General features: G+C 73.4%; 26 protein-coding genes and 2 tRNA genes. 10 read left to right on the forward strand and 18 right to left on the reverse strand.

The window, feature by feature from the left end:
- On the forward strand, window positions 1-480 hold the full coding sequence (locus tag AOM04_RS08745; protein ID WP_062464370.1) for a COX15/CtaA family protein: 480 nt from the start codon (window positions 1-3) through the stop codon (window positions 478-480).
- A gap of 178 nt (window positions 481-658) precedes the next feature.
- Window positions 659-1135: a hypothetical protein gene (locus tag AOM04_RS08750; RefSeq protein ID WP_062464371.1), complete on the forward strand. Its 477-nt coding sequence runs from the start codon at window positions 659-661 to the stop codon at window positions 1133-1135.
- 57 nt (window positions 1136-1192) lie between these two features.
- Here the strand turns inward: AOM04_RS08750 and AOM04_RS08755 are convergent, their stop codons facing one another.
- Window positions 1193-2545 carry an MATE family efflux transporter gene (locus AOM04_RS08755; RefSeq protein ID WP_062464372.1) on the reverse strand — a complete coding sequence of 451 codons (1353 nt, stop codon included), beginning with the start codon at window positions 2543-2545 and terminating at the stop codon, window positions 1193-1195.
- Window positions 2546-2627: 82 nt separating this feature from the next.
- On the opposite strand from AOM04_RS08755, the gene AOM04_RS08760 reads away from it, so the two are divergent.
- Together AOM04_RS08760 and AOM04_RS08765 are read left to right on the forward strand one after the other, a co-directional pair.
- On the forward strand, window positions 2628-3827 hold the full coding sequence (locus AOM04_RS08760) for a GGDEF domain-containing protein (protein ID WP_062464373.1): 1200 nt from the start codon (window positions 2628-2630) through the stop codon (window positions 3825-3827).
- Between the two features lie 9 nt (window positions 3828-3836).
- Window positions 3837-4298 carry a DUF3515 family protein gene (locus AOM04_RS08765; protein ID WP_062464374.1) on the forward strand — a complete coding sequence of 154 codons (462 nt, stop codon included), beginning with the start codon at window positions 3837-3839 and terminating at the stop codon, window positions 4296-4298.
- A 160-nt stretch (window positions 4299-4458) separates the two neighbouring features.
- Here AOM04_RS08765 and AOM04_RS08770 read toward each other — a convergent pair whose 3' ends face one another.
- Genes AOM04_RS08770 through murA form a run of 4 tightly spaced genes read right to left on the reverse strand, consistent with a single transcriptional unit; the run spans window position 4459 to window position 8581 of the window.
- Window positions 4459-5547, reverse strand: a complete 1089-nt coding sequence (locus AOM04_RS08770; RefSeq protein WP_062464375.1) for a D-alanine--D-alanine ligase family protein — start codon at window positions 5545-5547, stop codon at window positions 4459-4461.
- Entirely contained in the window at window positions 5547-6545 is a 999-nt protein-coding gene (locus AOM04_RS08775) for an NAD(P)H-dependent glycerol-3-phosphate dehydrogenase (RefSeq protein WP_062464376.1), read from the reverse strand. Before AOM04_RS08775 ends, AOM04_RS08770 begins: the two co-directional genes overlap by 1 nt.
- A complete protein-coding gene (locus tag AOM04_RS08780) occupies window positions 6542-7267 on the reverse strand; it encodes a lysophospholipid acyltransferase family protein (protein WP_156160670.1) in 726 nt (241 codons plus the stop codon). Before AOM04_RS08780 ends, AOM04_RS08775 begins: the two co-directional genes overlap by 4 nt.
- A gap of 3 nt (window positions 7268-7270) precedes the next feature.
- Complete coding sequence (gene murA / locus AOM04_RS08785; protein ID WP_062464471.1) at window positions 7271-8581, reverse strand: UDP-N-acetylglucosamine 1-carboxyvinyltransferase; 1311 nt, start codon at window positions 8579-8581, stop codon at window positions 7271-7273.
- A 64-nt stretch (window positions 8582-8645) separates the two neighbouring features.
- On the opposite strand from murA, the gene AOM04_RS08790 reads away from it, so the two are divergent.
- The gene (locus tag AOM04_RS08790; RefSeq protein WP_062464377.1) at window positions 8646-9518 is read left to right on the forward strand and encodes a PfkB family carbohydrate kinase; all 873 of its coding nucleotides are present in this window, start codon (window positions 8646-8648) and stop codon (window positions 9516-9518) included.
- Window positions 9519-9654: 136 nt separating this feature from the next.
- Here the strand turns inward: AOM04_RS08790 and AOM04_RS08795 are convergent, their stop codons facing one another.
- The 3 genes from AOM04_RS08795 to leuC all read right to left on the reverse strand — a co-directional run bounded on the left by AOM04_RS08795 (window position 9655) and on the right by leuC (window position 12414).
- The gene (locus AOM04_RS08795) at window positions 9655-10263 is read right to left on the reverse strand and encodes a nucleoside/nucleotide kinase family protein (RefSeq protein WP_062464378.1); all 609 of its coding nucleotides are present in this window, start codon (window positions 10261-10263) and stop codon (window positions 9655-9657) included.
- A 77-nt stretch (window positions 10264-10340) separates the two neighbouring features.
- Window positions 10341-10979, reverse strand: coding sequence for a 3-isopropylmalate dehydratase small subunit (leuD, locus tag AOM04_RS08800; protein WP_062464379.1), 639 nt, complete (start codon window positions 10977-10979; stop codon window positions 10341-10343).
- A 10-nt stretch (window positions 10980-10989) separates the two neighbouring features.
- Window positions 10990-12414 carry a 3-isopropylmalate dehydratase large subunit gene (gene leuC, locus AOM04_RS08805; protein WP_062464380.1) on the reverse strand — a complete coding sequence of 475 codons (1425 nt, stop codon included), beginning with the start codon at window positions 12412-12414 and terminating at the stop codon, window positions 10990-10992.
- Between the two features lie 54 nt (window positions 12415-12468).
- On the opposite strand from leuC, the gene AOM04_RS08810 reads away from it, so the two are divergent.
- The 3 genes from AOM04_RS08810 (at window position 12469) to AOM04_RS08820 (ending at window position 14266) form a co-directional block, all read left to right on the forward strand.
- A complete protein-coding gene (locus AOM04_RS08810; protein WP_062464381.1) occupies window positions 12469-13191 on the forward strand; it encodes an IclR family transcriptional regulator in 723 nt (240 codons plus the stop codon).
- A gap of 86 nt (window positions 13192-13277) precedes the next feature.
- Complete coding sequence (locus tag AOM04_RS08815) at window positions 13278-13805, forward strand: flavodoxin family protein (RefSeq protein WP_062464382.1); 528 nt, start codon at window positions 13278-13280, stop codon at window positions 13803-13805.
- Between the two features lie 20 nt (window positions 13806-13825).
- Window positions 13826-14266, forward strand: a complete 441-nt coding sequence (locus AOM04_RS08820) for a thiol-disulfide oxidoreductase DCC family protein (RefSeq protein WP_062464383.1) — start codon at window positions 13826-13828, stop codon at window positions 14264-14266.
- Between the two features lie 133 nt (window positions 14267-14399).
- Here AOM04_RS08820 and AOM04_RS08825 read toward each other — a convergent pair whose 3' ends face one another.
- The 3 genes from AOM04_RS08825 to AOM04_RS08835 all read right to left on the reverse strand — a co-directional run bounded on the left by AOM04_RS08825 (window position 14400) and on the right by AOM04_RS08835 (window position 16286).
- Window positions 14400-15458, reverse strand: a complete 1059-nt coding sequence (locus AOM04_RS08825) for a hypothetical protein (protein WP_062464384.1) — start codon at window positions 15456-15458, stop codon at window positions 14400-14402.
- A gap of 31 nt (window positions 15459-15489) precedes the next feature.
- Window positions 15490-16056 carry an RNA polymerase sigma factor gene (locus AOM04_RS08830; protein WP_062464385.1) on the reverse strand — a complete coding sequence of 189 codons (567 nt, stop codon included), beginning with the start codon at window positions 16054-16056 and terminating at the stop codon, window positions 15490-15492.
- Window positions 16057-16210: 154 nt separating this feature from the next.
- Window positions 16211-16286: transfer RNA gene (locus AOM04_RS08835), tRNA-Glu, on the reverse strand.
- Between the two features lie 307 nt (window positions 16287-16593).
- On the opposite strand from AOM04_RS08835, the gene AOM04_RS08840 reads away from it, so the two are divergent.
- Together AOM04_RS08840 and AOM04_RS08850 are read left to right on the forward strand one after the other, a co-directional pair.
- Entirely contained in the window at window positions 16594-18747 is a 2154-nt protein-coding gene (locus tag AOM04_RS08840) for an ATP-dependent Clp protease ATP-binding subunit (protein ID WP_062464386.1), read from the forward strand.
- Window positions 18748-19180: 433 nt separating this feature from the next.
- On the forward strand, window positions 19181-19960 hold the full coding sequence (locus tag AOM04_RS08850) for an SDR family oxidoreductase (protein WP_062464388.1): 780 nt from the start codon (window positions 19181-19183) through the stop codon (window positions 19958-19960).
- A 60-nt stretch (window positions 19961-20020) separates the two neighbouring features.
- Here AOM04_RS08850 and AOM04_RS08855 read toward each other — a convergent pair.
- The 7 genes from AOM04_RS08855 to AOM04_RS08885 form a co-directional block, all read right to left on the reverse strand.
- Window positions 20021-20092, reverse strand: a tRNA-Gln gene (locus AOM04_RS08855).
- Between the two features lie 60 nt (window positions 20093-20152).
- Window positions 20153-20584: a hypothetical protein gene (locus AOM04_RS08860; RefSeq protein ID WP_062464389.1), complete on the reverse strand. Its 432-nt coding sequence runs from the start codon at window positions 20582-20584 to the stop codon at window positions 20153-20155.
- Between the two features lie 83 nt (window positions 20585-20667).
- On the reverse strand, window positions 20668-22386 hold the full coding sequence (locus AOM04_RS08865) for a glycoside hydrolase family 3 N-terminal domain-containing protein (RefSeq protein ID WP_062464390.1): 1719 nt from the start codon (window positions 22384-22386) through the stop codon (window positions 20668-20670).
- A complete protein-coding gene (locus AOM04_RS08870) occupies window positions 22383-23405 on the reverse strand; it encodes an ABC transporter ATP-binding protein (protein ID WP_062464391.1) in 1023 nt (340 codons plus the stop codon). The genes AOM04_RS08865 and AOM04_RS08870 overlap by 4 nt, the downstream gene beginning before the upstream one ends.
- Entirely contained in the window at window positions 23402-24409 is a 1008-nt protein-coding gene (locus AOM04_RS08875; RefSeq protein WP_062464392.1) for an ABC transporter ATP-binding protein, read from the reverse strand. The genes AOM04_RS08870 and AOM04_RS08875 overlap by 4 nt, the downstream gene beginning before the upstream one ends.
- Entirely contained in the window at window positions 24406-25329 is a 924-nt protein-coding gene (locus AOM04_RS08880) for an ABC transporter permease (protein ID WP_062464393.1), read from the reverse strand. The genes AOM04_RS08875 and AOM04_RS08880 overlap by 4 nt, the downstream gene beginning before the upstream one ends.
- Window positions 25313-26254, reverse strand: a complete 942-nt coding sequence (locus AOM04_RS08885; RefSeq protein WP_169816428.1) for an ABC transporter permease — start codon at window positions 26252-26254, stop codon at window positions 25313-25315. Before AOM04_RS08885 ends, AOM04_RS08880 begins: the two co-directional genes overlap by 17 nt.
- Between the last annotated feature and the right edge of the window lie 9 nt (window positions 26255-26263).

Below are 26263 nucleotides of genomic sequence, written 5' to 3' on the forward strand. Positions count from 1 at the left end.
ATGCGCACCGCATACAGGTGGCTCGCCTACAGCATCGCCATCCTCGTGGCCGTTCAGGCCGCGGCGATGGTGTTCTTCATCTCGGGCCTGATGGTCTGGGTCGACAACGGCGGCGTGCTCGACAAGACGGTGATCGAGAGCGACAACGCGCCGTTCAGCGAGGAGTCGGGGCTCAGCCTCCACTGGGTCAACGGCACCATGGTGATCCCGCTGGTCGCGATCGCCCTGGTGGTCGTCGGGTTCCTCACGCGCGACCGACGCGCGATCCGCTGGGCATGGCTCACGTTCCTGCTCGTGGGGCTCCAGATCTTCCTGGGGCTCGCCGGCTGGGGCGCGTCGATCGCGGGGCTGCTCCACGGCGTCAACGCGATCGCGCTCGTGACCGTGGCGCTCTACACCGGCGCGCGCGTCACTCCTCAGGCGCCACCCGGCTCGCCGGAGCAACGGTCGACGGAGGCGCCGCTCGCGGCCGACGCCTGACCCGCCGAGCATCGAGACCCCCAGAAATGGGGGTGGCCGCTCACCACAAATAGGGGCAGAACGGACATTGACCGTGCCCGTGCCGGAACGGATCCTGGGTGGCGCGGGTGCAGGCACCCGAGTCTCCCGCGGGCACCGGATCCCGCACTCGTGCCTGGTCCCGCGGGGGGACACCACCATGCGCATCATCTACCGCGCACTCACTCTGCTGCTCGTCGCGCTCGCCGCGATCCAGACGGCCGCGCTCGCCTGGTTCATGGGTGGCGCCATCACCTGGACCGATGCGGGCGGCACGCTCACCGACGATCTCATGTGGGGCGACGCCCCGCCGTTCGCCGGGGTCCATGGGCTCACCGTCCACTGGTTCGTCGGCTCGATCCTGGTGCCGGCCGTCGCGCTGGCGGTCGCGGTCGTCGCCGCGCTGTGGCGCAACGAGCTCGCGATCGTCGCGTCGCTCGCCCTCGTCGGCCTCGCCGTCGTGCAGGCCATGATCCTCACGGGGATCGTCGTGGGCCCCGCGACGCCGGCGCTCCAGGGCGCGATCATCGTCGTGATCGCGGCCGTCGCGGCCGTGGCACCCAAGGGCGCGGCGTGGGCCGACGCGAACCGCGAGAAGGTCAAGCTCGCGTTCGGCACCACGCCGCTGCCGGCGTAGGTCGCACCGCCAGGCCGAGGGCCGGTCCCGCAGGGGGCCGGCCCCGGCCGTGAGCGGTCAGGCGTGCGCCGCCTCGAGCCACGCGCCACGGCGGGTCACCCGCGCGTACGCGATCCCCAGGAACACGCCGCGCGCCACGTTGAACAGCAGGAAGGCGCGCCACAGGTCCGCGTTGCGGGGATCCGCGATCCAGGCGAAGCCGCCCAGCAGCACGGGCACGAACACGAGCAGCGCCGAGGCGGCCATGGTCGTCACCATCGCGCGCGTGCGCCCCGAGCCCAGGAACACCCCGTCGAACAGGTACGCGAGCGACGAGGCGAGCGGCAGCCACACGACCCACCCGATGTACTGGTCGGCGGTCTGCGTGACCGACGGGATCGAGGTCAGCACCGCGATGAACGGCCCGGACGCGACGAGGTAGAGCAGCGTGAAGAGCGCGCCGATCGCGACGGCGGGCAGCGCCGCCGCGACCACGGCGCGGTGGAACTCGGGAACGTCGCGCCGGCCGATCTCGCGCGAGACCATCGCCTCCGCGGCATGGGCGTAGCCGTCCTGGCCGTAGCTCGACAGGAACATCAGCTGCATGAGGATCGCGTTCGCGGCGAGGATGTCGGGCCCGAGGCGGGCTCCGTAGGCCGTCACGAACGTGAGGACCGCGTAGAGGATCGCGGTGCGCACGAACAGGTCGCCGTTCATCGCGGCCAGTCGTCGCCAGCCGGTCCGCAGCCCGCGGCCGCGCCAGCGGCGCGCGGCGGCACGGATGCGCGGCGACGCCGCGCGCCACCACAGGGCCAGCGCCAGGGCGAGGCCCAGCCACTCCGCGATCGCGGTCGCCGCCGCGGCGCCCGACGAGCCCCACCCCAGGCCGCCCACGAACGCGACGTCGAGGCCCAGGTTGACCACGTTGACGGTCGCGACGATCGCGAGCGGCCGGCGCGTGTCCCCCGACCCGACGAACCACCCCGACACCACGAGCGTGAGCAGCGCGGCCGGCACCGACGCGAAGCGGATCCACGCGTACTGGATCGCGAGGTCCCGCACCTCGCCCGCCGGCGCGAGGATCGCCATGATCGCGGGGATCGCGACCCACTGGAGCACCACCGCGCCCAGGCCCAGGGCGAGCGCGAGCAGGGTGGCGCGCTGCGCGTGGGCCACCGCCGCATCGTCCCTGCCCGCGCCGCGTGCGCGCCCCACGAGCGACGTGGTGCCGGTGCGCAGGAAGCCCGTGAGCCACATGACCGCGCTCAGGACGGTCGAGCCGAGCGCGACCGCGCCGATGTGCGTGGCGTCCGAGTAGTGGCCGAGCATCGCGGTGTCGACGAGCCCGACGAGCGGCACCGTCACGTTGCCGACGATCGCCGGCCACGCGAGCGAGAACGCGCGACGATGCGGGAGGCCGGCGAGGTTCACGCGTCGACGGTACCCGGTGACCGGTGTGACCCTGCCCACACCCGGCTGTCACGCGGCGCCGTCGCGTCAGTATCCTCACCGCGTGGACCCCTTGACCCTGCGCGTCGCGCTCGCCTCCGTGGCGACCACGCTGCTGGTGCTCTCGTACGCGGGGGTCTACCGCCGGACGCGGTCGCGCTACTCCGCGTGGTGGAGCCTGTCGCTCGTCGCGTCGGCGTCCAGCACCGCGCTGTACCTGTGCAACGGCACGCCCCTGCAGGTGGTCGCGAACCCGACCGCGAACGGCATCGCGGTCCTCGGCGTGTCCTTCACGTGGGCGGCGGCGCGGTCGCTGCGCGGACGGCCCGCCCCGTGGTGGATGCTCGCCGTCGGGCCGGTCATCGCGTGGGTCCTCGGTGTCGCCGACGATCCCGCGCACGACATCTGGACCGGCGGCGCCGCCAACCTGGGCGGCATGGCCGTCATGTTCACCATGACGACGGCGGAGGCGCGGCGGGTGCTGGCCGACCGGGCGGCGCTCGACGCGCCCCTGCCGGGCGACCGCGCGATCCGCCTCCTCACGGCGACCAGCGGCGCGCTCGCCGCGATCTACTGGCTGCGTCTCGTGCTGTTCGTGACGGTCGGCCCGGACGCGCGCCTGTTCGTCACGCTCGTCGGCACGGTGCCCGCGACGCTCGCGCTCATCGTCGCGCTCGTCGTGGTGACCTTCACCATGACCGAGCTCGCGGAGGTCGAGCGCACCCACCAGCTGCGCCTGCAGGCGACGCTCGACCCGCTCACGGGCCTGCTCAACCGCGCCGAGTTCGAGTCGCGCGCCGTCGCGCGGCTGGCACGCACCCGGACGCGTCACGCGGTCGTGTTCGCGGACCTCGACCACTTCAAGGCCATCAACGACACCCACGGCCACGAGACCGGCGACCGCGCCCTCGCGGCCTTCGCGGACGCGTGCCGGCAGGTGCTGCGGCGGGACGACGTGGTCGGCCGGATGGGTGGCGAGGAGTTCGTCATCCTCATGGCCACCGACGACCCGGCGGATGCCCGCACGAGCGTCGAGCGTCTGCGCGGCGCCTACGCGGGCCTGGTCGCCCGGATCGGCGTGCCCGAGGCGACCGTGAGCTACGGGATCGCTGTGGTCGCCGAGTCCGACGACCTCGCCCAGGCGCTGCGCCGCGCGGACGCCGCGATGTACCGCGCGAAGCGCGCCGGCCGCGATCGTGCGGTCCTCGACGGGGCCGGCGCGGGGGACGATGCGGCGTCCGGCGGGGCCCTCCCGCTCACCTAGGCTGGGCGCATGCCCCGCACGCTCCCGCTGATCGCGCTCGCCCTCGTGGCCCTGCCGCTCGCGGGATGCGCGACGCCGCTCGTCGTGGAGGCCGCGCCATACGCCGCCGACCCCGACTGCGCGCGCGTCATGCTCGCCATGCCGGACGTGCTGGGCGGGCTGGACTACCGCGAGACCACCTCGCAGGCCACCGCCTCGTGGGGAGACGAGTACCCGCTGGTGATGCGCTGCGGCGTCGAGCCGCCGGGCCCCACCACCCAGGAGTGCCTGTCGGTCGACAGCGGCGGCACCACCGTCGACTGGCTCGTCTACGACGAGGGCGAGAACTGGCGCACCGTCACGTTCGGCCGCTCCCCCGCCGTCGAGCTCACGGTCCCCAAGGTGCGCGCGCAAGACGCGGTCGGCGACGTGCTGGCCGAGGTCACGCTGGCTGCGGCCAAGGCGCCGTCCAACGGCCTCGCCTGCCGCTGACGCCGCGCCCGGGGCCGGCCCCGTTACCCCTGTCCACACAAGGGACCTGCTGAGAGCGCTCTCCGCTGCAACTCCCGCGGCAACGCTCGAGACGAGCGCTCACGGATGCAGAATCCGTGTGGAGCACGGTAACGGCACGGGGTGCCCCGCGCCCCGTGCGTCAGCGCAGCCCGACCGGCCTGTCGAGCGCGACCGCGAGCAGCGTCTCGATGAGCTCGGGGTACGTGATGCCCGCGGCCGCGGCCATGCGCGGGTACATCGACGTGGGCGTGAAGCCCGGCATGGTGTTGATCTCGTTGACCACCACGCCGCCGTCGGGCTTGACGAACACGTCGACGCGCGCGAGCGACTCGGCGCCGACCGCGCGGAACGCGCGCTTGGCGTAGTCCGCGACGGTCGCGGCGACCGCGCCCTCGAGGGTGGTCGGGCACAGCAGCGTGACGGCCGCCTCGTCGAGGTACTTCGCCTCGAAGTCGTAGAACTCGTGGTCGCCGCCGGTGATGATCTCGCCCGCGGGCGAGGTCAGCAGGCCGCCCGCGGTCGCGAGGACCGCCGTCTCGACCTCGCGGCCCACGACGGCCGCCTCGATCAGCACCTTCGGGTCATGCTTCTGCGCGTCGGCGACCGCCGCCTCGAGCGCGGACCACGACGACACCTTGGAGATGCCCATCGAGGACCCGGCGCGGGCCGGCTTGACGAACACGGGCAGCCCGAGCGCCTCGATCTCGAGGCGCTGGTCCTCGATCCCGCGGTGCGGCGACACCACCACGTCGCGCGCGACGGGCAGCCCCGCCTCGCGGAACGCCGTCTTCATGTACTGCTTGTCCATGCCCATCGCGGACGCGAGCACGCCCGACCCGACGTAGCGGACGTCGGCGAGCTCGAGCGCGCCCTGGATGGTGCCGTCCTCGCCCCACGGGCCGTGGAGCAGGGGGAACACGACGTCGATCTCGCCGAGCTCGCGCAGCCCGTCGGGGCCGGCGACGCGCCACAGGCGCGATCCGGCCTCGAACGGAGGAACGACGACCTCGTCGGACGCGGCGACCGTGGGCATGGCGCCGTCGACGATGCGCCAGTCGGCCGGGTCGGTCGACGCGGGGGTCCAGCGCCCCTCACGCGTGATGCCGACGGCGACCACGTCCCAGCGCTCCCGGTCGATCGCGCCGAGCACGCCGCCCGCGGTCACGCACGACACGCCGTGCTCCGACGAACGGCCGCCGAACACGACGGCCACGGTGGGCTTCGACATCAGTCGACCTCCGCCTTCCTGGGGCGCGACAGCAGCGCCTCGACCACGGACTCGAGCGGCACCTGCTTCGACAGCATCGTGACGACGCCATCGCAGATGGGCACGTCCACGTCCGCGGCGGACGCGAGCTCCTGCAGCGCGTTCGCGGTCTTCACGCCCTCGGCGGTGCCCTGCGTGCGGGCGATCGCCTCGTCGAGCGAGGCGCCGCGGCCGATCTGCGCGCCCAGCGTGTGGTTGCGGGACAGCGGCGAGGCGCAGGTCGCGATGAGGTCACCCATGCCGGCGAGGCCGGAGAACGTCTCGATGCGCGCGCCGAGCGCGAGGCCCAGGCGCGACATCTCCGCGAGGCCGCGCGTGATGACCGTCGCGGTGGTGTTGTGGCCGAAGCCGAGGCCGTCGGCGATGCCGACGCCGACCGCGATGACGTTCTTGTAGGCGCCGCACAGCTCCACACCCACCAGGTCGTCGTTGGTGTAGGGCCGGAAGTAGGACGATGCGGTGGACGCCGCGACCAGCTCGGCGGCCTCCGCGTCGGCCGACGCGACGACGGTCGCGGTGGGCTGGCGCTGCGCGATCTCGCGCGCGAGGTTCGGGCCGGAGACCGCGGCGACGCGCTCGGGGCCGAGGCCCCACGCCTGCGCGAGCACCTCGGACATGCGGGCGTGCGTGCCCAGCTCGATGCCCTTCATGAGCGACACGGCGACGGCGCCGTCGGGAACGAGGTGGCGCATCGGCGCGATGATCTCGCGGGCGCGCTGGGCGGGGACGGCGACGGCGACGATGTCGGCTCCCGCGAGCGCCTCCTCGATGTCGGTGGTCGCGTGGATGGCGGGCAGCTCGACGCCGGGGATGGACCGCTCGTGGCGACGCTCGTCGCGCACGGACCGGACCACCGCATCGTCCCGGCCCCACAGCGTGACGTCGGTGCCGGCGTCGGCGAGGACGGCGGCGAACGTGGTGCCCCACGCCCCCGCCCCGAGGACGGCCGCGCGGGTCATCGGAGGGGCCTCCCGCCGTCGCCCTTCTTGCGGATGTCGTAGGGCTCCGCCGGCGGCGTCTCCCCACGGATCTCGGCGACCATGCCCGTCAGCGTAGCCATGATGCGGTCGGTGGCGGCGCGCAGCGTCGCGGTGTCGAGCTCGCCCGTGCGCAGGTCGTCGAGGTCGATCTCGGGACCGGCGACCACCGTGATCCGCTTGCGCGGGAAGGGGTGGATCATCTTGCCGTAGCGCGGGAGCAGGCGGTGCGCGCCCCACTGGGCGACCGGGATGACCGGCACGCCGGTCGACAGGGCCATGCGCGCCACGCCGGTGCGGCCGATCATGGGCCACAGCTCGGGGTCGCGCGTGAGGGTGCCCTCGGGGAACATCGCGATCATGTCGCCGCGCTCGAGCACCTCGACGGCCGCGTCGACGGCCTCGGCCGCGCGGGACGTGCCGCGGTGGACCGGGATCTGGTCGAAGCCGCGCAGCAGCCACCCGATGAACGGCGCCCGGAACAGGCTCTCCTTCGCGAGGATGCGCGGCGGGCGGCCGTTGTTGTACAGGAAGTGCGCGAGCGTGAGCGGGTCCGCGTACGTCACGTGGTTGGACACGGCGATGAAGCCCCTGTCCATGGGCAGGTGCTCGGCGCCGTGCCAGTCCTTCCTGGTCACCGACGTCATGAGCGCCTGGAGCGGCCTCGCGGCGTTGCGGTAGAAGCGGGATGCGGGGGTGGGCACGGCCTACTCGACCTCGGCGCCGAGCGCGGAGAGCTTCGCGCGGAAGTTCTCGTAGCCCCGGTCGATGATCCCGATGCCGCGCACCGTCGAGGTGCCCTCTGCGGCGAGCGCCGCGATGAGGTGCGAGAAGCCGCCGCGCAGGTCCGGGACCTCGATGTCGGCGGCCGCGAGCGGCGTCGGGCCCGAGATGACCGCGGAGTGCTGGAAGTTGCGCGCGCCGAAGCGGCACGCCACGTCGCCGAGGCACTCGTGGAACAGCTGGACGTGCGCGCCCATCTGGTTGAGGGCGTCGGTGAACCCGAAGCGGTTCTCGTAGACGGTCTCGTGGACGATGCTCAGGCCCTTGGCCTGCGTGAGCGCCACCACGAGCGGCTGCTGCCAGTCGGTCATGAAGCCGGGGTGCACGTCGGTCTGGAGCGCGATCGACCTGAGGTCGCCGCCCGGGTGGTAGAAGCGGATGCCGTCGCGGACCACCTCGAACTCGCCGCCAACCTTGCGGAAGACGTTGAGGAACATGCCCATGGTGCGCTGCTGCGCGCCGTGCACGAAGATGTCGCCCTTGGTCGCGAGCGCGGCCGCGGCCCACGAGCCGACCTCGATGCGGTCGGTGAGCGCCACGTGGTCGTAGCCGCGCAGGCGCTCGACACCCTCGATCGTGATGGAGCGGTCCGTCGACACGGAGATGATGGCGCCCATCTTCTGGAGCGTGTCGATGAGGTCCTTGATCTCGGGCTCGACCGCGGCGCCCTCGAGGTGCGTGATGCCCTCGGCGAGGACGGCCGTGAGGAGCAGCTGCTCGGTCGCGCCCACGGACGGGTACTCGAGCTTGTGCTTGATGCCCTTGAGGCCGCGCGGGGCGGTGAGGTAGAGGCCGTCCTCCATCTGCTGAACCTCGGCGCCGAACTTCTTGAGGATCTCGAGGTGGAAGTCGATGGGCCGGTCGCCGATGCGGCACCCGCCGAGGTCGGGGATGACCGCCTCGCCGAGGCGGTGCAGCAGCGGGCCGCACAGCAGGATCGGGATGCGGCTCGAGCCCGCGTGCGCGGCGATCTGGGCCGCGTCCGCGTGCTGCAGCTCCGAGGTGTCCATCGCGAGCACGCCGGACTCGACGTCGTAGTCCACGCCCACGCCGTGGAGGCGCAGCAGCGAGGACACGACGGCGACGTCGCGGATGTCGGGGACGTTGCGCAGGGTCGACGGGGTCGAGCCCAGCAGCGCGGCGACCATGGCCTTGGAGACGAAGTTCTTCGCACCGCGGACGGAGATCTCGCCCGTGAGGGGGCGCCCGCCGGTGACGCGGATGGAGTCGGTCATGGCGTCCATCTTCCCCTATCGGCGCGCTCCCGCCCGCATCCGGCCGTGTCGCTACGCTGACGGCGTGACCGCCGCCGCACTGTTCGCCGGGCTCGCGACGCTCGACATCGTCCAGCTGATCGACCGCCTGCCCGCGCCCAACGAGAAGGTCGCGGCGCTCGACTTCGCGGTGTGCGCGGGCGGTCCCGCGACCAACGCGGCCGTCGCGTTCGCGCGCTGCGGGGGCGCCCCGACCGTGGTGACCGCCCTGCCCCGCCACGAGCTCGCCGACCTCGTGCGCGCGGACCTGTCCCGGTGCGGGGTGGGCGTGCTCGAGGCGGCCTCCTACGACGGCCCGCCGGTCACCGCGTCGATCATGGTCACCCGCTCCACCGGCGACCGCGCGGTGGTGTCGCCGTCCGGCGTCGCGACCGGGGGTGCGCTCGCGCCCACGGTCGAGGCGCCGCTCGAGGGGGTGGGCGCGGTCCTGATCGACGGCTACTTCCCCGAGGTCGCGCTGCCGCTCGCGGCGCGGGCGCGCGACGCCGGGATCCCGGTCATCCTCGACGCGGGGTCCCACAAGCCGCACACCGACACGGTCGTCGCGGCGTGCGACATCGCCGTCGTGTCGGACGACTTCGCGCCGCCGGGCACCGGCGGCTCCCCCGCCGCGGTCCTCGCGTACCTCGCCGGGCTCGGCGTCACCGCCGCCGTCATGACGCGAGGCGCCGCTCCCGCGCTGTGGCGCGCGGGCGCATCGTCCGGTGAGGTCGCGATCCCGCCCGTCTCCCCCGTGGTCGACACGCTCGGCGCGGGCGACTTCTTCCACGGCGCCTTCACCTGGCGCCTCGCGTCCCTGGGAAGGGACGATGCGCGCCTTCCGCAGGACATCGCGTTCGCCGCGGCGGTGGTCGCCGAGTCGCTCGGGTCCTTCGGGACGCGGGCGTGGCTCGGCTGACTCGCCCCGCCCCGCCCCGCCCGCCCCGTCACCAACCGGCGTATGAGCGGCCAGTCGACCCGACCGACCAGGAGCGATGCTCCCCCACCCGCCATCTATGCGCCGGTTGCGTCCGGGTGCCTAGGGCCTTGGCGCCTCAGCCGGGGATGACCAGGTCCGCGGTCACCCGCGTCGCCGCGACGAGCCGCGCGTTGGCCGCGTCGACCGTGTCGACCCACGCCGCGGCCGGCTCCGGCGCGCGCCCGGTGGCGATCCGGCGCGCGACCAGCCGCTCCCGCGCGACGTCCCACGGCACGTCGAGGAACCACAGCTCGTCGAGCGCGGGCCTCACGGCCCCCCACCCTTCGGAACGAAGTCCCAGGTAGTTGCCCTCTGTGACGATCACCGTCGCGTGCGTCGGGATGGCGAGGCGGTCCGGCACCACGTCGTGGAGGCCGCGGTCGTAGTCGGGCGCCCGCACCCCTTCCCCCGCTCGGATCCGGCCGAGCATCGCGACGAAGGCGTCGACGTCGAAGGTCTCGGGAGCGCCCTTGCGCTCCGCGAGGCCGCGCCGCGCCAAGGCGGCGGCGCTCAGGTGGAAGCCGTCCATAGGCAGGTAGGCGGCGCGCGTCCCCGCGTTCTCGAGGGCCGCGACCAGGTCGCGGGCGAGCGTGGACTTGCCCGCCCCCGGGATCCCCGCGATGCCGACGATCGCGCGGCCGTCCGAGGCGAGCGCCGCGGCGCGGGCGACGAGGGCGGGATCCATGACGCGAGCATCCCACGCAGGAACGCCGCGAGGGCCGCACCCCGGATGGGATGCGGCCCTCGCGGACGATGCGGTGGTTACGCGACGGGGCGCGCGGCCTCGATCTCGACGCTCGGCAGGTGCTTGGCCGGCAGCGTCTGGGGGCGCCACGCCGCGCGGGTGCCCTCGAACGCGGTGATGTCCTCCTCGTGCTGGAGGGTGAGGCCGATGTCGTCCAGGCCCTCCATGAGGCGCCAGCGGACGTAGTCGTCGATCTCGAACGGCACGGTCAGCTCGCCGCACGTGACGGTGCGGTCCCCGAGGGAGACGGTGATCTCCTTGCCCGGCTCCGACTCGAGCAGCTTCCACAGCAGCTCGATGTTCTCCTGCGACACGACCGCCGCGAGGAGGCCCTGCTTGCCGGAGTTGCCGCGGAAGATATCGGCGAAGCGCGAGGCGATGACCACGCGGAACCCGTAGTCCTTGAGCGCCCACACGGCGTGCTCGCGCGACGAGCCGGTGCCGAAGTCCGGGCCCGCGACGAGCACGGAGCCGTGGGTGTACGCGTGCTGGTTGAGGATGAACTCCGAGTCGCCGCGCCAGGCCGCGAACAGCGCGTCGTCGAAGCCGGTCTTGGTGACCCGCTTGAGGTAGACGGCCGGGATGATCTGGTCGGTGTCGACGTTGGAGCGGCGCAGCGGGACGCCGACGCCGGTGTGGGTGGTGAACTTCTCCATTGCTCTCTCCTTACACCAGCGCCGCGGGGGCGTCGACGAGGTCGGCCGGGCTGGACAGCGTGCCGCGGACGGCGGTCGCGGCGGCGACGAGCGGCGACACCAGGTGGGTGCGGCCGCCCTTGCCCTGGCGGCCCTCGAAGTTGCGGTTCGACGTGGACGCCGAGCGCTCCTGCGGACGCAGCTGGTCGGGGTTCATGCCGAGGCACATCGAGCAGCCGGCGTTGCGCCACTCCGCACCGAAGTCCTTGAAGACCTGGTCGAGGCCCTCGGCCTCGGCCTGGAGGCGCACGCGCGCCGAGCCGGGGACCACGAGGAAGCGCACGCTCGCGGCCTTGGTGCGGCCCTTGATGACGTCGGCGGCGGCGCGCAGGTCCTCGATGCGGCCGTTGGTGCACGAGCCGAGGAAGACCGTGTCGATCGCGATGTCGCGCAGCGGCGTGCCCGGGGTGAGGCCCATGTACTCGAGCGCGTTCGCGGCGGCCTCGCGGTCCACCTCGTCGGCGATGTCCTCGGGGTTGGGGACATTGGCCGACAGCGGCAGGCCCTGGCCGGGGTTGGTGCCCCACGTGACGAACGGCTCGAGGTCGGCGGCGTCGAGGTTCACCTCGGTGTCGAAGACCGCGTCCTCGTCGGTGACGAGCGTCTTCCAGTACTCGACCGCGGCGTCCCAGTCCTCGCCCTCGGGGGCGTGGGGACGGCCCTCGACGTAGTCGAAGGTGGTCTGGTCCGGCGCGATGATGCCGGCACGGGCGCCGGCCTCGATCGACATGTTGCACACGGTCATGCGCGCCTCCATGGAGAGGGCGCGGATCGCGTCGCCGCGGTACTCGAGCACGTAGCCCTGGCCGCCGCCGGTGCCGATCTTCGCGATGATCGCGAGGATGATGTCCTTGGCGGTGGTGCCCTCGGGCAGCTCGCCGTTCACGTTGATCGCCATGGTCTTGAACGGCTTGAGCGGCAGCGTCTGGGTGGCGAGCACGTGCTCGACCTCCGAGGTGCCGATGCCGAAGGCCAGCGAGCCGAAGGCGCCGTGGGTCGAGGTGTGCGAGTCGCCGCAGACCACGGTCATGCCCGGCATGGTGAGGCCGAGCTGCGGGCCCACGACGTGGACGACGCCCTGGTCGGCGTCGCCGAGCGAGTGGATGCGGATCCCGAACTCGGCGGCGTTGGACCGCAGCGTGTCGATCTGGATGCGCGAGGTCTCGTCCGCGATCGGCAGGTCGATGTCGAGCGTGGGAGTGTTGTGGTCCTCGGTCGCGATCGTGAGATCGGGGCGGCGGACCTGACGGCCGGCCAGTCGAAGACCCTCGAAGGCCTGAGGCGACGTCACCTCGTGGCACATGTGCAGGTCGATGTAGATGAGGTCGGGCGCGCCGTCCTCACCCTTCCGGACCAGGTGGCTGGTCCACAGCTTCTCGGCGAGGGTGGTTCCCATCGCGATCTCCTTCGCAGGTCGACATCTCATGATTTGAGACGTTAGTATCGCTCCGTGGACAATCATAGCGGTGTCGGAGTCATTGACAAGGCGGCGGCGATCCTGGGGGCCCTGGAGCAGGGGCCGGCGACGCTCGCGGAGCTGGTGGCCTCGACCCACCTCGCGAGGCCGACGGTGCACCGCCTGGCCCTCGCGCTGGAGCACCACCACCTGGTGGGCCGCGACGTGTCGGGGGCATTCGTCCTGGGTCGTCGCTTCGCGCAGCTCGCGGCGTCCGTCAACGAGGACCGCCTCGTGTCCGCCGCGCAGCCCGTGCTCACGGTCCTGCGCGACCGCACCGGCGAGTCCTCGCAGCTCTACCGCCCGCACGGCGACGAGCGCATCTGCATCGCCGCCGCGGACCGCCCGGTGGGCCTGCGCGACTCGATCCCCGTCGGCACCACGATGACCATGAAGGCCGGCTCCGCCGCGAAGGTGCTCCTCGCGTGGGCCGAGCCCGAGCGCATGCACCGCGGGCTCTCCGACGCGCGCTTCAGCGCCGACGACCTCGACCGCGTCCGCCAGCAGGGCTTCGCCGAGAGCGCGAGCGAGCGCGAGGCCGGCGTCGCCTCGGTCTCGGCGCCCGTGTGGGGCGCCGCGGGCACGGTCATCGCCGCCGTGTCCATCTCGGGCCCCGTCGAGCGCCTGTCCTTCGCCCCCGGCACCGTCCACGCGGCCGCGGTGACGGACGCCGCGCGCCAGCTCACCGAGGTGCTCCAGCGCACCGTCATCGCCTGAGCCTCGGCGCCGAGGCGCGCGCCGCGCATCGTCCCCCGGGACCCCCGTCCCTGGCGACGGCCGCCAGGCGCGACCACACTGTGCGCATGGACATCGTGGTCTACGAGTCGCTGTACGGGAACACCGCCGCCGTCGCGCGCGAGATCGCCGCGGGCCTGGGCGAGGACGCCCGCGCGATGCCCACGTCCGAGGCGACGCCCGACGTGGTCGCGGCCGCGCGGCTCGTGGTCGCCGGCGCACCCGTCCACGCGCTGAGCCTGCCGACCGCGAAGAGCCGCGAGTCGGCGCGCGCGAAGCCGCAGGGCCACGAGCGCATGGCGGCCGACCTCGGGCACGTCGCGATGCGCGAGTGGCTCGCCTCGCTGCCCCGCGGAGCGCGCCTGGGCGCCGCCTTCGACACGCGCGTCAAGGGTCCCCTCGGGCACGGCGCAGCGACGGCCATCGCCACCACGCTCGCCGCCGACGGCTACACCCTTCTCGACGAGCCGCACGGCTTCACCGTCCACATGCACACCTCGGCCTCCACGCCGGGCGCGCTGCTCGCGGCGGGCGAGCGCGAGGCCGCGCGGGCGTGGGGCGAGCGCCTTCGCGCGGCGGCGGCCGCCCTCGCCTGAGCACCCCTGACGCTGGGACGATGCGCGCGATCGTGGTCTTCGACGGCGACTGCGCCCTGTGCAACGGCTTTGTCGCGTGGCTGGTGCGCCACGACGACGACGGGCGCTTCCTGCTCGCCGGGTCGGCGGGCCCGGTGGGACGCGAGGCCCCCGAGGCGGCCGGCCTCGGCACGGCGATCGCGGCCTCGAGCATCGTCGTGTGGGACGGCGGCGTCGGCCTGGTGAGGACCGATGCGCTGGCCCGGATCGCGCGCGGCCTGGGCTGGCCGTGGCGGGTGGCGGCGGCGGTGCGCGTGCTCCCCCGCCGGATCCGCGACGGCGCCTACGACGCGATCGCGCGGCGGCGGCCGCGCCGACCCGCCGAGGACGCCGCGTGCGGCACTCCCCCGCCCGCGCTCGTGACGCGCTGGCGGTCGCGGCTGGCGACGCCGGACGACGTGGCGGAGCTCGCCGCCCGGTGACGGACCGACGCCCCGCACCTAGGGGGTGTGCGGGGCGTCGGCGTGGTGCTCGGACGCCCTGGGGGGCACGGCGTCGACGAGCGGTTCGACGGCTCCCGGCTGAGGGGTGCGGGCGCCGTCGAAGTCTGGGGGGTCAGCGGTTCTTCTCACCCGCCGTCCGGGCGGCCTGCGCGGCGGCGCTGTTGCCGCCGGCCTGCGCGGAGCGCGCGGGCGAGACGCCGGTCTCGGCACCGGCCGGGGCCTTGCCGTTCGCCTTGCCCTTCGCAGGGTCGGCCTGCTCGGTCGCCTCATCCGCGGGCGGCTCCGCTGCCGCGGCGGCGGAGCCGGCGGCCTTCTCGGTCGCCTTGGCAGCCTTCTTGTCGGCCTTGCCGGGCTTGTCGGCCTTGCCCTCGGCGGCGCCGGGGGCGACGTCCGTCGGCTCCGGGGACGCCTCGGGCGCGGCCTCGGCGGCCTCGGACGACGCCGGGCTCGGTTCGGCGGACGCCTCGTCGCCGCGAGGCTCGGCAGACGCCTCGGCGTCCTGCTTCACGGCCGCGTGGAGGGCGTGGTGACGCGCAGCGACGCCCTGGCCGAAGTCGCGGCCGGTGGCGTCGGTGGTGGACATCCAGGCGAGGATCTCGGCAAGGCGCTCGTGGACCTGCCGCGAGACCTCGGAGCCGTGCGTCGCGTCGGCGCCGTCCACGGCGTCCGCGACGGTGGAGTCATCGTCGGCCGCGTCGTCGCCGAGCACGTCCGCGACGGCCTCGTCCACGAGCGCGATCGCGGTCTCGGTGTCGCCCGAGTCCTCGGCGCTGCGCGCCTCGTCGATGCGCTCCTGCGCGCCGCCGTCGCCGAGGCCCACGCGCTCGAAGGCGCGGTCGAGCCCGTACAGCGCGTCGCCGGGCGCCGCATCGTCCGCCGCCGCGGTGCCGCCCACGAGAGCGGCGGCGAGCAGCGCGACGCCGCCCGCGATCGCGGCGCGGGCACGGGCCGGCGAACGGCGGACCGGCGCGGATGCGGCCGGCGCCTCCTGCGCGGCCGCCGTGGCGATCGTCGCGAGCACGGCGGCCACGCGGGCGGCCTCGGCCTGCGTCGGCGACGAGTCGAGCGCGCGGATGCGCTCGACCGCGTCCGCCACGTCGGCGAGGCCCTCGGGCCGCTTGCCGGCGAGCAGGCGTTCGACGTCGCGATCGTCGCGCTCGGGGATGCTCATGTCCCTGTCATCGCCCGGAGACGCGGATCGGTTACACCGGATCCAGATTCTCGCGATCGGCGGCGCGACGCAGCGCCGCGAGCGCACGGTGCTGGGTGACCTTGACGGAGGACTCGCTCGCGCCCACGACGGCGGCGGTCTCCTTGACGGACAGGCCCGCGACGATGCGCAGCAGCAGGATCTCCCGCTGGCGCCCGTTGAGCCCGGCGAGCAGGGCGTCGACGGTCTCCGCCTGCGAGCGCAGCAGCGCCTCCCGCTCGGCGCTGGGGGCGGCCTCGCGCACGAGCGCGGCAAGCGCGTCCTCGTCCGCGGGAGCCTCGGGGCGGCGGCCGGCGCGGCGGTGCGCGTCGACCATGCGCCGGTGGGCGATGGAGAACACCCACGAGCGGAAGTCCGACTCGTCGCCCGTGAACCCGCCGATCCCCTTCGCGACATGCAGGAAGGTGTCGGCGGCCTCGTCCTCGGGGGACGGGGAGCCGCGCCCGGCGAGGTAGCCGCGGACCGGGCCGGCGAGCTCGCGGTAGATCTCGGTCCAGGCCCATTCCTCCCCGGCGCGCGCGGCGGTGAGGACGGAGTCGAAGGCGGGGCCGAGCCTCATCGGGCGCTCGGCGCGGTCTTCGGTGCGCGCTCACGACGTTCGGACACGGCTGGCGACGCTAGCACGGACGGGGACGTTCGCCGCGCATCGGACATCGCGGGCGCACCCCGGAGGAAGCAAAGAACCCCCCGCCCGGCTGGGCGAGGGGTTCCAGTGGTAGCCCCGACGGGATTCGAACCCGCGCTACCGCCTTGAGAGGGCGGCGTGCTAGGCCGCTACACAACGGGGCCCTAGCTGCTGTCGCCACCCTGACCGGGCGGCTGGCGCGAGATAAGACTTTACAGCATGGTCCGCGCGGATTCCAAATCGGGGTCCGGCGGCAGGTCTCGCGGCGCCACCATGGTCGCACATCCAGGGATGACATCGAGATGCCGGGGCGCGCGGGGGCGGCTCCGGGAGCCCAAGCGACCGCGATGTGACCCACACCACACCGCTCCCCCGGCGCCGCCATCCCTTGCGACCACGAAACGCATTATGTAAAGTTGAGCGTAGGCGGCTCAAGTATGCCGCCGCATCATCCACCAGCAGGAGGTTCCCATGACCGCTCAGCCCTACGCCCCTGACGCCCAGGAGCAGCAGAGCGCGCTGGAGCAGTTCGGCCAGGACTTCACCGCCCTCGCCGAGCAGGGCGCGCTCGACCCCGTCATCGGGCGCGACGAGGAGATCCGTCGCGTCATGCAGGTGCTCACGCGCCGCACCAAGAACAACGCCGTCCTCATCGGCGAGCCCGGCGTCGGCAAGACCGCGATCGTCGAGGGCCTGGCCCAGCGCATCGTCGCGGGCGACGTGCCCTCCTCCCTCAAGGACCGCCGGGTCATCGAGATCGCGATGAGCTCGCTCGTCGCGGGAGCGGCGTTCCGCGGCCAGTTCGAGGAGCGCCTCAAGGCGATCCTCAAGGAGGTCGAGGAGTCCGAGAGGCGCATCATCCTGTTCGTCGACGAGCTGCACACCATCGTGGGCGCCGGCCGCGCCGAGGGCTCCGTGGACGCCGGCAACATCCTCAAGCCGATGCTCGCGCGCGGCAAGCTCCGCATGATCGGCGCGACCACCCTCAACGAGTACCGCGAGCACGTCGAGACCGACTCCGCCCTCGAGCGCCGCTTCCAGCCCGTCTACGTGGGCGAGCCGTCGATCGAGGACACCGTCGCGATCCTGCGCGGCCTGCAGGAGAAGTACGAGGTCCACCACGGCGTGAAGATCACCGACGAGGCGATCGTGCAGTCCGCGCGCCTGTCGGACCGCTACATCACCGAGCGCTTCCTTCCCGACAAGGCCGTCGACCTCATCGACGAGGCCACGTCCGCGCTGAAGATGCAGCTCGACTCCATGCCGATCGAGCTCGACCGCGCCCGCCGGCGCATCATGCAGCTCGAGATCGAGCGCACCCAGGTCGCCAAGGACAAGCACGAGGCGGCGCGCGCCCGGCGGGACGAGATCGACGCCGACATCGCGCGCCTGCGCGCGGACTCGGACGTGCTCAACATGCGCTGGGCCCGCGAGAAGGACCTCATCGTCCGGGTGTCCCACGCCACCGAGCGGCTCGAGAGCCTGCGCGGCGACCTCGACCGCGCCGAGCGCTACGGCGAGCTCGAGCGGGCGGGCCGGATCCGCTACGGCGAGATGCCGGCCGCGGAGAAGGAGATCGCCGCGGCGCGCGCCGAGCTCGACGCGATCCCCGCCGAGGAGCGCATGCTGCGCGAGGAGGTCACGGGCGAGGACATCGCCGCGGTGGTCGCCAAGTGGACCGGCGTGCCGGTCGAGAAGCTGCTCACCGACGAGTCGGGCAAGCTGTCCCACCTCGAGGACCGCCTGCACGACCGCGTGATCGGCCAGCACCGCGCCATCTCCTCGGTGGCGGACGCGATCCGTCGCGCCCGCGCCGGCATCTCCGACGCGAACCGACCCATCGGCTCGTTCCTGTTCCTCGGCCCCACCGGCGTGGGCAAGACCGAGCTCGCGCGCGCCCTCGCCGAGCAGCTCTTCGACGACGAGCGCGCCATGATCCGCATCGACATGTCGGAGTACATGGAGTCGCACGCGGTGTCGCGCCTCATCGGGTCGCCGCCCGGATACGTGGGCTACGACCAGGGCGGCCAGCTCACGGAGGCCGTGCGCCGGCGCCCGTACAGCATCGTCCTGTTCGACGAGGTCGAGAAGGCCCACCCGGACGTGTGGAACGTCCTGCTGCAGGTCCTCGACGACGGCCGCCTCACCGACGGCCGCGGCCGCACCGTCAACTTCACCAACACCATCATCGTGATGACGTCAAACCTGGGATCGGACCTCGTGCTCGCGTGGGACGGCGAGGACCGCGAGGCGCTCGAGGCGTCGCTCCAGCAGGTGCTCCGCCGCGCCTTCCGGCCCGAGTTCCTCAACCGGCTCGACGACGTGGTGGTCTTCGACCGCATCGACCCGTCCGCCATGGAAGGGATCGTGGGCACGGAGCTCGCGCGGGTGGCCGCCCGCCTCGCGGAGGCCAAGGACATCCGCCTCACGGTGGACGATGCGCTGCGCGCCTCGCTCGCGCACGACGGCTTCGACCCGGCGTTCGGGGCGCGGCCGCTCAAGCGGCTCATCCAGACGCGGCTGCTCAACGAGCTCGCCAAGGAGATCGTGGACGGGCGCGTGCGGGAGGGAGACGCGGTCACCGCCGGCTGGGACGGCGAGAGAGTGACCCTCACGGTGTCCTGACCGCTCGGCCACCGGCCTCCCTCCACACACGATCTGCAACTCGGGCCCCGTTGGTCGAGGTTCGCGACGGGAGTTGCAGAGTTGACACGATTCATGCGCTCTCGTGTGTGGAGGGAGGCCAGGGGTGCGACGGCGGCGCCGGATGCGCGGCCCTCCAGCGGTCGATCAGCTCCCGCTCCCTGGGGCTCGGCGCGCGGCAGCCGCACGCCTCCTGATGGGCGGCATGCCAGGCGCCACGCTGCTCCTCGGTGGGGCGCGCGGGCATGACGTGCGCGTCGTGCCACTCGCGGTTGATCGTTCCCATGACGGCCTCCTCACGCACCGGCGGGACCCACCCACGCTACGCCTCGTGCCGCCGACGCACACCCCGCGCGCGGCGCATCGTCCGCGGCTACGGTGAGAGACGTCCCCCCTGATATCAAGGAGGTTCGCAATGGCGCGAACATATGTGATCACCGGTGCCGCGTCAGGCATCGGCAAGGCCACGGCCGACCTGCTCCGGGGCCAAGGCCACGCCGTCATCGGCGTCGACCTCCGCGACGCCGACATCACCGCCGACCTCACCACCGCGCACGGGCGCGCCGGCCTCGCCGACGCGGTCCGCGAGAAGGCGCCCGACGGCATCGACGCGGTCCTCGCGGTCGCCGGCCTCGCCCACCCCATCCCGGCCACGGTGGCGGTCAACTACTTCGGCATGGTGGCGACTCTCGAGAACCTGCGCCCGCTGCTCGCGGGCTCCCCCGCCCCGCGCGCCGCCGGCGTGTCGTCCATGGCGAGCCTCATGGAGGGCGACGCCGCGCTCGTGGACGCGATGGTCGCCCACGACGAGGATGCCGCGCTCGCGCGGGCAGCGGTGCTGGCCGAGGACGAGGCGACCGGGCAGCAGATCTACGCGTCGACCAAGATCGCGTTCGCCCGCTGGATCCGCACCCACGCCGCGACAAAGGACTGGGCGGGCGCCTCGATCCCGCTCAACGCGGTCGCGCCCGGCATCATCCGCACGCCGATGACGCAGGACATGATCGCCTCGAAGGAGGCCGAGGAGCAGCTGCTGCAGCTGGTGCCCATGCCGCTCAACGGCGTCGCGGAGCCCGTGGTGGTGGCGCGCCTCCTGGCGTGGCTCACGAGCGAGGAGAACACGCACCTGTGCGGCCAGGTCGTGTTCGTGGACGGCGGCTCCGACGCAGTCATCCGGGGCGACGCGACCTGGTGATCGCGCCTCTGGGGAAAGCGAAAGGGCCCGCCGTGAGGCGGGCCCTTTCGTCTTCAGAAGCTGGGCTACAAGGATTCGAACCTCAACTAACGGAACCAGAAACCGTCGTGCTGCCAGTTACACCATAGCCCACTGCGTTCCAGCGGAACGGGAAACAACTCTACCCGACGCCCGGCGAGAAACCAAATCGCCTCATCCGGCCGCGTGCCGGATGGAGTCGAGCACCGCCACCCCCGCGGCGTCGCCGTCGCAGTAGTGGCCGAGCAGCCCATAGTACGTGTCGTCGTGGCCGCCGCCGGGCAGGTCCGCGAGCACCGCGACGGTCCCGATCGCGGTGACCGCGTCGCCGTCCGCGAACAGCACGCCGTCCACGTCGGCGGACCCGCCCGACCCCGGCATCGTCCCCGGTGGCCACACGATCCACGGCTGGGTGCCGTTGTCGCGGGCGAGCATGAGGCACCCGTTGGCGAGCGCCGTGACGGTGCCGTGGAACTCGACCCGCGCCCCGGGGATGGCGCCGATCCCGCCCTGCGAGGCGAGGTAGCCCGCCTGGGTCTCGTCGCCGCCCGCGCAGCCCGCGAGCAGGCACGATGCGATCATCACGACCGCGACGCGCCTCACCATGGGCTCACCGTACGCCGGGAGCGCGCGGGAGCCGCGATGGCCGCGCGCCGCCGTCCGTCCCGGACGGGGCGCGCGGCCGCGAGTCAGATGACGTCCACCAGCCCGCACCACGCGTTCGCGTTGGCGGTGCCGAGGAACGGCTCCGCGCCCACGATGCCGTCGACGGCCGCCCGCACGGCGGCCTCGCTCGGCGTGTAGCAGTTGACCAGCGCGCCGACCATCGGAACGTCGGCAAGATGCGTGGGCACGCCGAACGACACGAACACCGTCGGGACCTGGCCCGCCCACCACGGGGCGGCGGGCCCGAGCGCCATCGGCCAGCGCAGGCGCGACACCGTCGACTGCACCCCTCCGCCGACGTAGTGCGCGACCACGACGGCCGCGTCGAACGCACCCTCGACCGCGACGTTGCCCTCGGCGACCACGCGCATGTAGTCCCCGAGGCTGCGGACCGGCGGCAGCGGCTCGGGGAACGAGACCTTGAAGCCGCGGCGCTCCAGGTCGGCCGCCATCCACCGGGTCAGCGGCAGGTGCTCGATCGGGATCGGGAACTCGGCATTGCCCGCGAGCTCCGAGTTGACGATGAGCCGCACGCGGCGGTGCGTCTCCGGACGCAGCGGCAGGACGCCCTTGTCGATCACCAGGGTCGCGGAGCGGCGAGCGACGTCCTCGCCGATCGCGCGGTGCACCGCGCGATCCACCCGGGGCCGCTCGTGCGCGACCGCGCCGGGCCCGCACAGCCCCATCGCGACCTTGAGCGCGAGCACGCGCGTGACCGCCTCGTCGACCCGCTCGGCCGCGATGCGTCCGTCCCGCGCGCCCGCGAGCACCGCCTCGACATCGGCCTCCGCGTCGCGGAGGAACAGCAGCAGATCGCAGCCCGCGACCACGGAATCGACCAGCAGGTCCTCGCGACGGCCCTGGCTGGTGAAGCCCACCATGTGGGTCGCGTCGGTCACGGTGACGCCGTTGAAGCCGAGCTCGTCGCGCAGCAGCGTGGTCGCGAGCTCGGGGGCGAGCGTCGCCGGCCGGATCGGCGCATCGTCGCCGAGCAGCTGCCGGGTGATCGCGGGCTGCGCGATGTGGCCGACCATGATGGTCGGCACGCCGGCCTCGATGAGCGCGCCGTAGACGCGCCCGAAGGTCGCGCGCCACTCCCCCGCGTCGAGGGTGTTGACCGTGGCGACGAGGTGCTGGTCGCGCTCGTCCACCCCATCGCCCGGGAAGTGCTTCGCGCACGTCGCGAATCCCAGGCCCGCCGCGCCCGCCGCGGCGCCGCGGTGATAGGCCGCCGCATACGCGGCGACGTCCTCGGCCGTGTCGCCGAACGCCCGGTGGGACGCGATCGAGTTGCGCCAGTTCAGGTGGATGTCGGCGACCGGCGCGAACGCCCAGTTGGTCCCCGCCGCGAGCCCCTCGACGGCGCACACGCGACCGAGGTCCTCCGCCGTGGCGGTGTCGCCGGTCGCCACGCACTGCAGCGGCGCTCCGATGAGCGTGCCGTCCTTCGCCGCGCCGTCACCGCCGAACTCCAGGTTCGCGCCGACGAGCAGCGGGATGTCGGAGGCGGCGTTGAGGCGGTCGACGAACGCCGCGACCTCGTCCGCGGTCCCGCTCCCCGGTCGCACGCCGGCGAGCTGGAAGCGGCGCACCAGCGCCACGGAGTCGTCGTCGAGCTCGGCGTGGGCGACGAACATCTGCCCCACCTTGGCCTCGAGGGGCATCGCGGCGACACGGTCGCGCACCCATGCCTGCTGGTCCGGGGCGAGCGCGTAGGGCGCGGCCGACAGGTCGGTGGTCATGCGGGTGCTCCTAGGGTCGAGGGGACGGGGTCGGCGGCGCGGGCGGCGCGTTCGAGCGGGTGGTGGCACGCGACGCCGCGGTCGGGGCCGACCATGGTGAGCGCCGGGCGCTCCGCGGCGCACAGCGCGGTGGCGGCCAGGCAGCGGTCGCGGAACGAGCAGCCCGTGGGCTTGATGCGTGGCGAGGGCGGGTCGGCGTCGGTCATGCCCGGGTCGCCCAGCGGGACGCCCGGCTCGGGCACGGCGGCGCGCAGCGCGGCCGTGTAGTGGTGCGCCGGTGCGGACAGCACCGCCTCCGTCGGGCCGATCTCGCACAGCTGGCCCAGGTGGAGCACCGCGACGGTGTCGCTGACGTTGCGCACGACGGCGAGGTCGTGAGAGATGAACAGCATGGCGACGTTCTGCTGGTCGACGATGCGGCGCAGCACATTGAGGACCGTGGCCTGCACCGACACGTCGAGCGCGGACACCGCCTCATCGGCGATGAGCACGGCGGGCTCGGTCGCGAGCGCACGCGCGATCGACACGCGCTGCGCCTGGCCACCGGAGATCTGCCCCGGCCTGCGGGCGCCCACCGTGTCCGCGTCGAGCCCGACCATGTCGAGCAGCTCCCGCACGCGCGCACCCCGCTCCGCCTTGCCGACGCCGCGGTTGCGCAGCGGCTCCGCGATGTTCTGCTCGACCGTCATGAACGGGTTGAGGGACCCGACGGGGTTCTGGAACACCATCTGGATGTCCGCGCGCGTGGCCTTGTCGCGGTGCACGCGCTGCGCGGCCTGGGTCCGGCCACGCAGCAGCACCTCACCGGCGGCGGGCTCGACGAGGCCCACGACGGCCTTGGCGATGGTCGACTTGCCCGAGCCCGATTCCCCGACGAGGGCGAGGGTCTCCCCCGCGCGCATCGAGAGGCTCACGCCGTTGACGGCGTAGACGGTCGCGCCGCCGGATCCGAAGCGGACCTCGAGGTCCGTCACCTCGAGGACGGGGATGTCCTCGGCTGCGATGGTGGACTCGGTCATCGGGAGGCCTCCTGGTCGTCGGCGACCGCCCAGCAGTGGGCGGTGTGCCCGTCGGCGACGGTCACCGCGGGTGGTCGTTCGGTGAAGCATCGCTCCTGCACCACGGGGCAACGGGCCGCGAACGGGCAGCCCGCGCGGGGCGCGCTCAGCGGCGGCAGGCTGCCGCCGATCGCGGGCAGCTCGCGCTGGATCGGGCCGCTGAGCCGTGGGATCGCGGCCAGCAGGCCGCGGGTGTACGGGTGGGCCGGGGTGGAGGCGACGATGCCGGTGGGCCCGGTCTCCATGATCCGGCCGGCGTACATCACGACGGTGCGATCGGTGCGGTCGGCGAGCAGGCCCAGGTCATGGGTGACGAGGACGAGGCCCATGCCCGACGCCGCGCGGACGTCGTCGAGCAGGTCGAGCACCCGGCGCTGCACCGTGACGTCGAGCGCCGTGGTGGGCTCGTCGGCAAGCAGCAGGTCCGGGTGGGAGGCGATCGCGGCGGCGATCCCCACGCGCTGGAGCATGCCGCCGGAGAACTCTCCCGGGTACGCCATCGCGCGCGCCTCGGGGTCGGGCACCCCGACGGACCGGAGCAGCTCGACCGCCTGCGCCCGCGCATCGTCTCGGCGCACGCGCCGACGGTTGGTGATCGCCTCGACGATCTGCCGCCACACCCGAACGGTCGGGTTGAGCGAGCTCATGGGGTCCTGGTAGATCATCGACGCGAGGTCGCCCGCGCGGGAGCGGATCTCCGCGTCGGTGGCCGCGAGCTGGTCGGCGCCGGCGACGCGGATCGATCCGTGGATGTCGACGACGCTGCCGCGCGGCCGGATTCCAAGGATGGTGCGGGCGAACACTGACTTGCCCGAGCCGGACTCGCCGACGATGCCGACCGCCTCGCCCTGGCGGACGTCAAGCGACACCCCCTCGAGCACGTACGTGACGGTCTCCCCCGACACGAAGTTGACCTCGAGGTCGCGGACCTCGAGCGCGAGGGTCTCCGATGCGGTGGCGGTCATGAGTACCTCTCCTTCACACGCTCGCCGATCGTCGTGATCGCCATGACGGTGGCGGCCAGCGCGAACGCGGGAGCGAGGGTGATCCAGGGCGCCGTGGCCAGGTCGGACCGGCCCTCGGCGATGATGCCGCCCCAGGAGGGCGCGGGCGCGGCGAGGCCGTACCCGAGGAAGCTCAGCGAACCCTCCGCGACGATCGCCGCGGTCATCGCGGTGAACGCGTAGGACACGAGCGCCGGCGCGACCGCGGGCAGCACGGACCTCACGAGGATCCTGGGCGTGGGCGTGTCGATGAGCAGGGCCGCCTTGACGTAGTCGCGCTCGCGCACGGTCAGGGCGATGGACCGTGTGACGCGGGCGAACGCAGGCACCATGAGCAGGCCGATCGTCGAGCCGATGCTCACGATCGAAGGGCCGCGGAAGCTCACGATGGTGATGATGAGGATGAGGGCCGGGACCGCGAGCACGACGTCGATGAGGAAGCCGATGACGTTGTCGAGCGCGCCGCGGAAGTAGCCGGCGGCGACGCCGATGAGCGTCCCGCCGACCGCGCCCACCGCGAGCGTGATGACCGCCACCACCAGGGAGTTCTGAGCGCCGGCGACGGTGCGCGCGAACACGTCGCGGCCGTTGCCGTCGGTGCCGAACGGGTGGGCCAGGCTCGGCCCGAGCTTCGCGGCGGTGAAGTCCTGGAAGTACGGGTCGAGCAGCGGCGTCGCGATCGACACGAGCGTGAGGACGGCGAGCACGGCGAGCCAGACGGCCGCGACGGTGGTGGCCGTCGCGTCGGCCCGGCGCCTCCTCCTGGTGGCGCGCACCGCGGCGGCCACGCCGGCCGAGGCGTGCGGCGCTGCGGCGGAGGCGGCGGCCGGCGCGGGTGCCGGGGCGGGGGCGTCGGCGGGTGCCCTAGTGGCGAGCGTCATGGGCGATCCTCGGGTCGATGAGTCGGTAGCTGAGGTCGACGAGGAGCGTGGCGACCACCATGGCGGCCGCCAGGATGATCGTGGTGCTCTCGATGACCGGGTAGTCGCGCTGGCCGATCGCGGTCGCGACGTAGCGCCCCATCCCGGGGATGGCGTACATCGTCTCGACGACGAGCGTGCCGCCGAGCGCCATGCCCAGGTTGAGCCCGACGAGGGTCACCAGGGGCAGGGACGCCGGGCGCAGCGCGCGGGCGAGCAGCAGCCGGGACGGGCGCATGCCTCGCGCCTGGGCGGCGTGGATGTAGGTGCTGCCGAGCACGTCGTCCGCGTCGGCGCGCAGTGCGCGGAGGTACACGGCGGCCTCCGCCAACGCCATCGTCACCACGGGCAGCACCAGGTGGGCGAGGTGCTCGACGGGGTCCTCCGCGAACGGCACCCAGCCCGTCGCCGGCAGCGCCTTGAGGCTGACCGCGAACACGTAGATGAGAAGCATGCCGAGCACGAAGCCGGGCATGGACAGCAGCACGAAGGCGAGCGACTGGGAGACGCGGTCGAGGACCGAGCCGGGACGCCACGCGGCGCGCAGGGCCACAGGCACGGCGATGACGAGCGCGAGCGCGAGGGACACGACGACCAGCTCGAGCGTGACGGGCAGACGCTCGGCGAGCTGATCGGTCACGGCCGACCCCGTCACGATGGAGGTGCCCAGGTCGCCGTGCAGCAGCGCGGTCACCCAGTTCCACAGGCGCGTGAACGGATCCGCGCCGAGGTTGTACCTCTCGTTGAAGGCGGCGATGTCCGCGTCGCTGGCCTCGAGGCCGAGCACGGCCAGGGCGGGCGAGCCGGGCAGCAGCAGCGGCGTCGACATCGCGAGGACCGCGACGAGGAGCAGGACGCCGAGCGCCCTGACTCCCCGTCGCGCCACGAAGTGGAT

The sequence above is a fragment of the Demequina soli genome (assembly GCF_000971195.1).
Lineage (GTDB): Bacteria > Actinomycetota > Actinomycetes > Actinomycetales > Demequinaceae > Demequina > Demequina soli.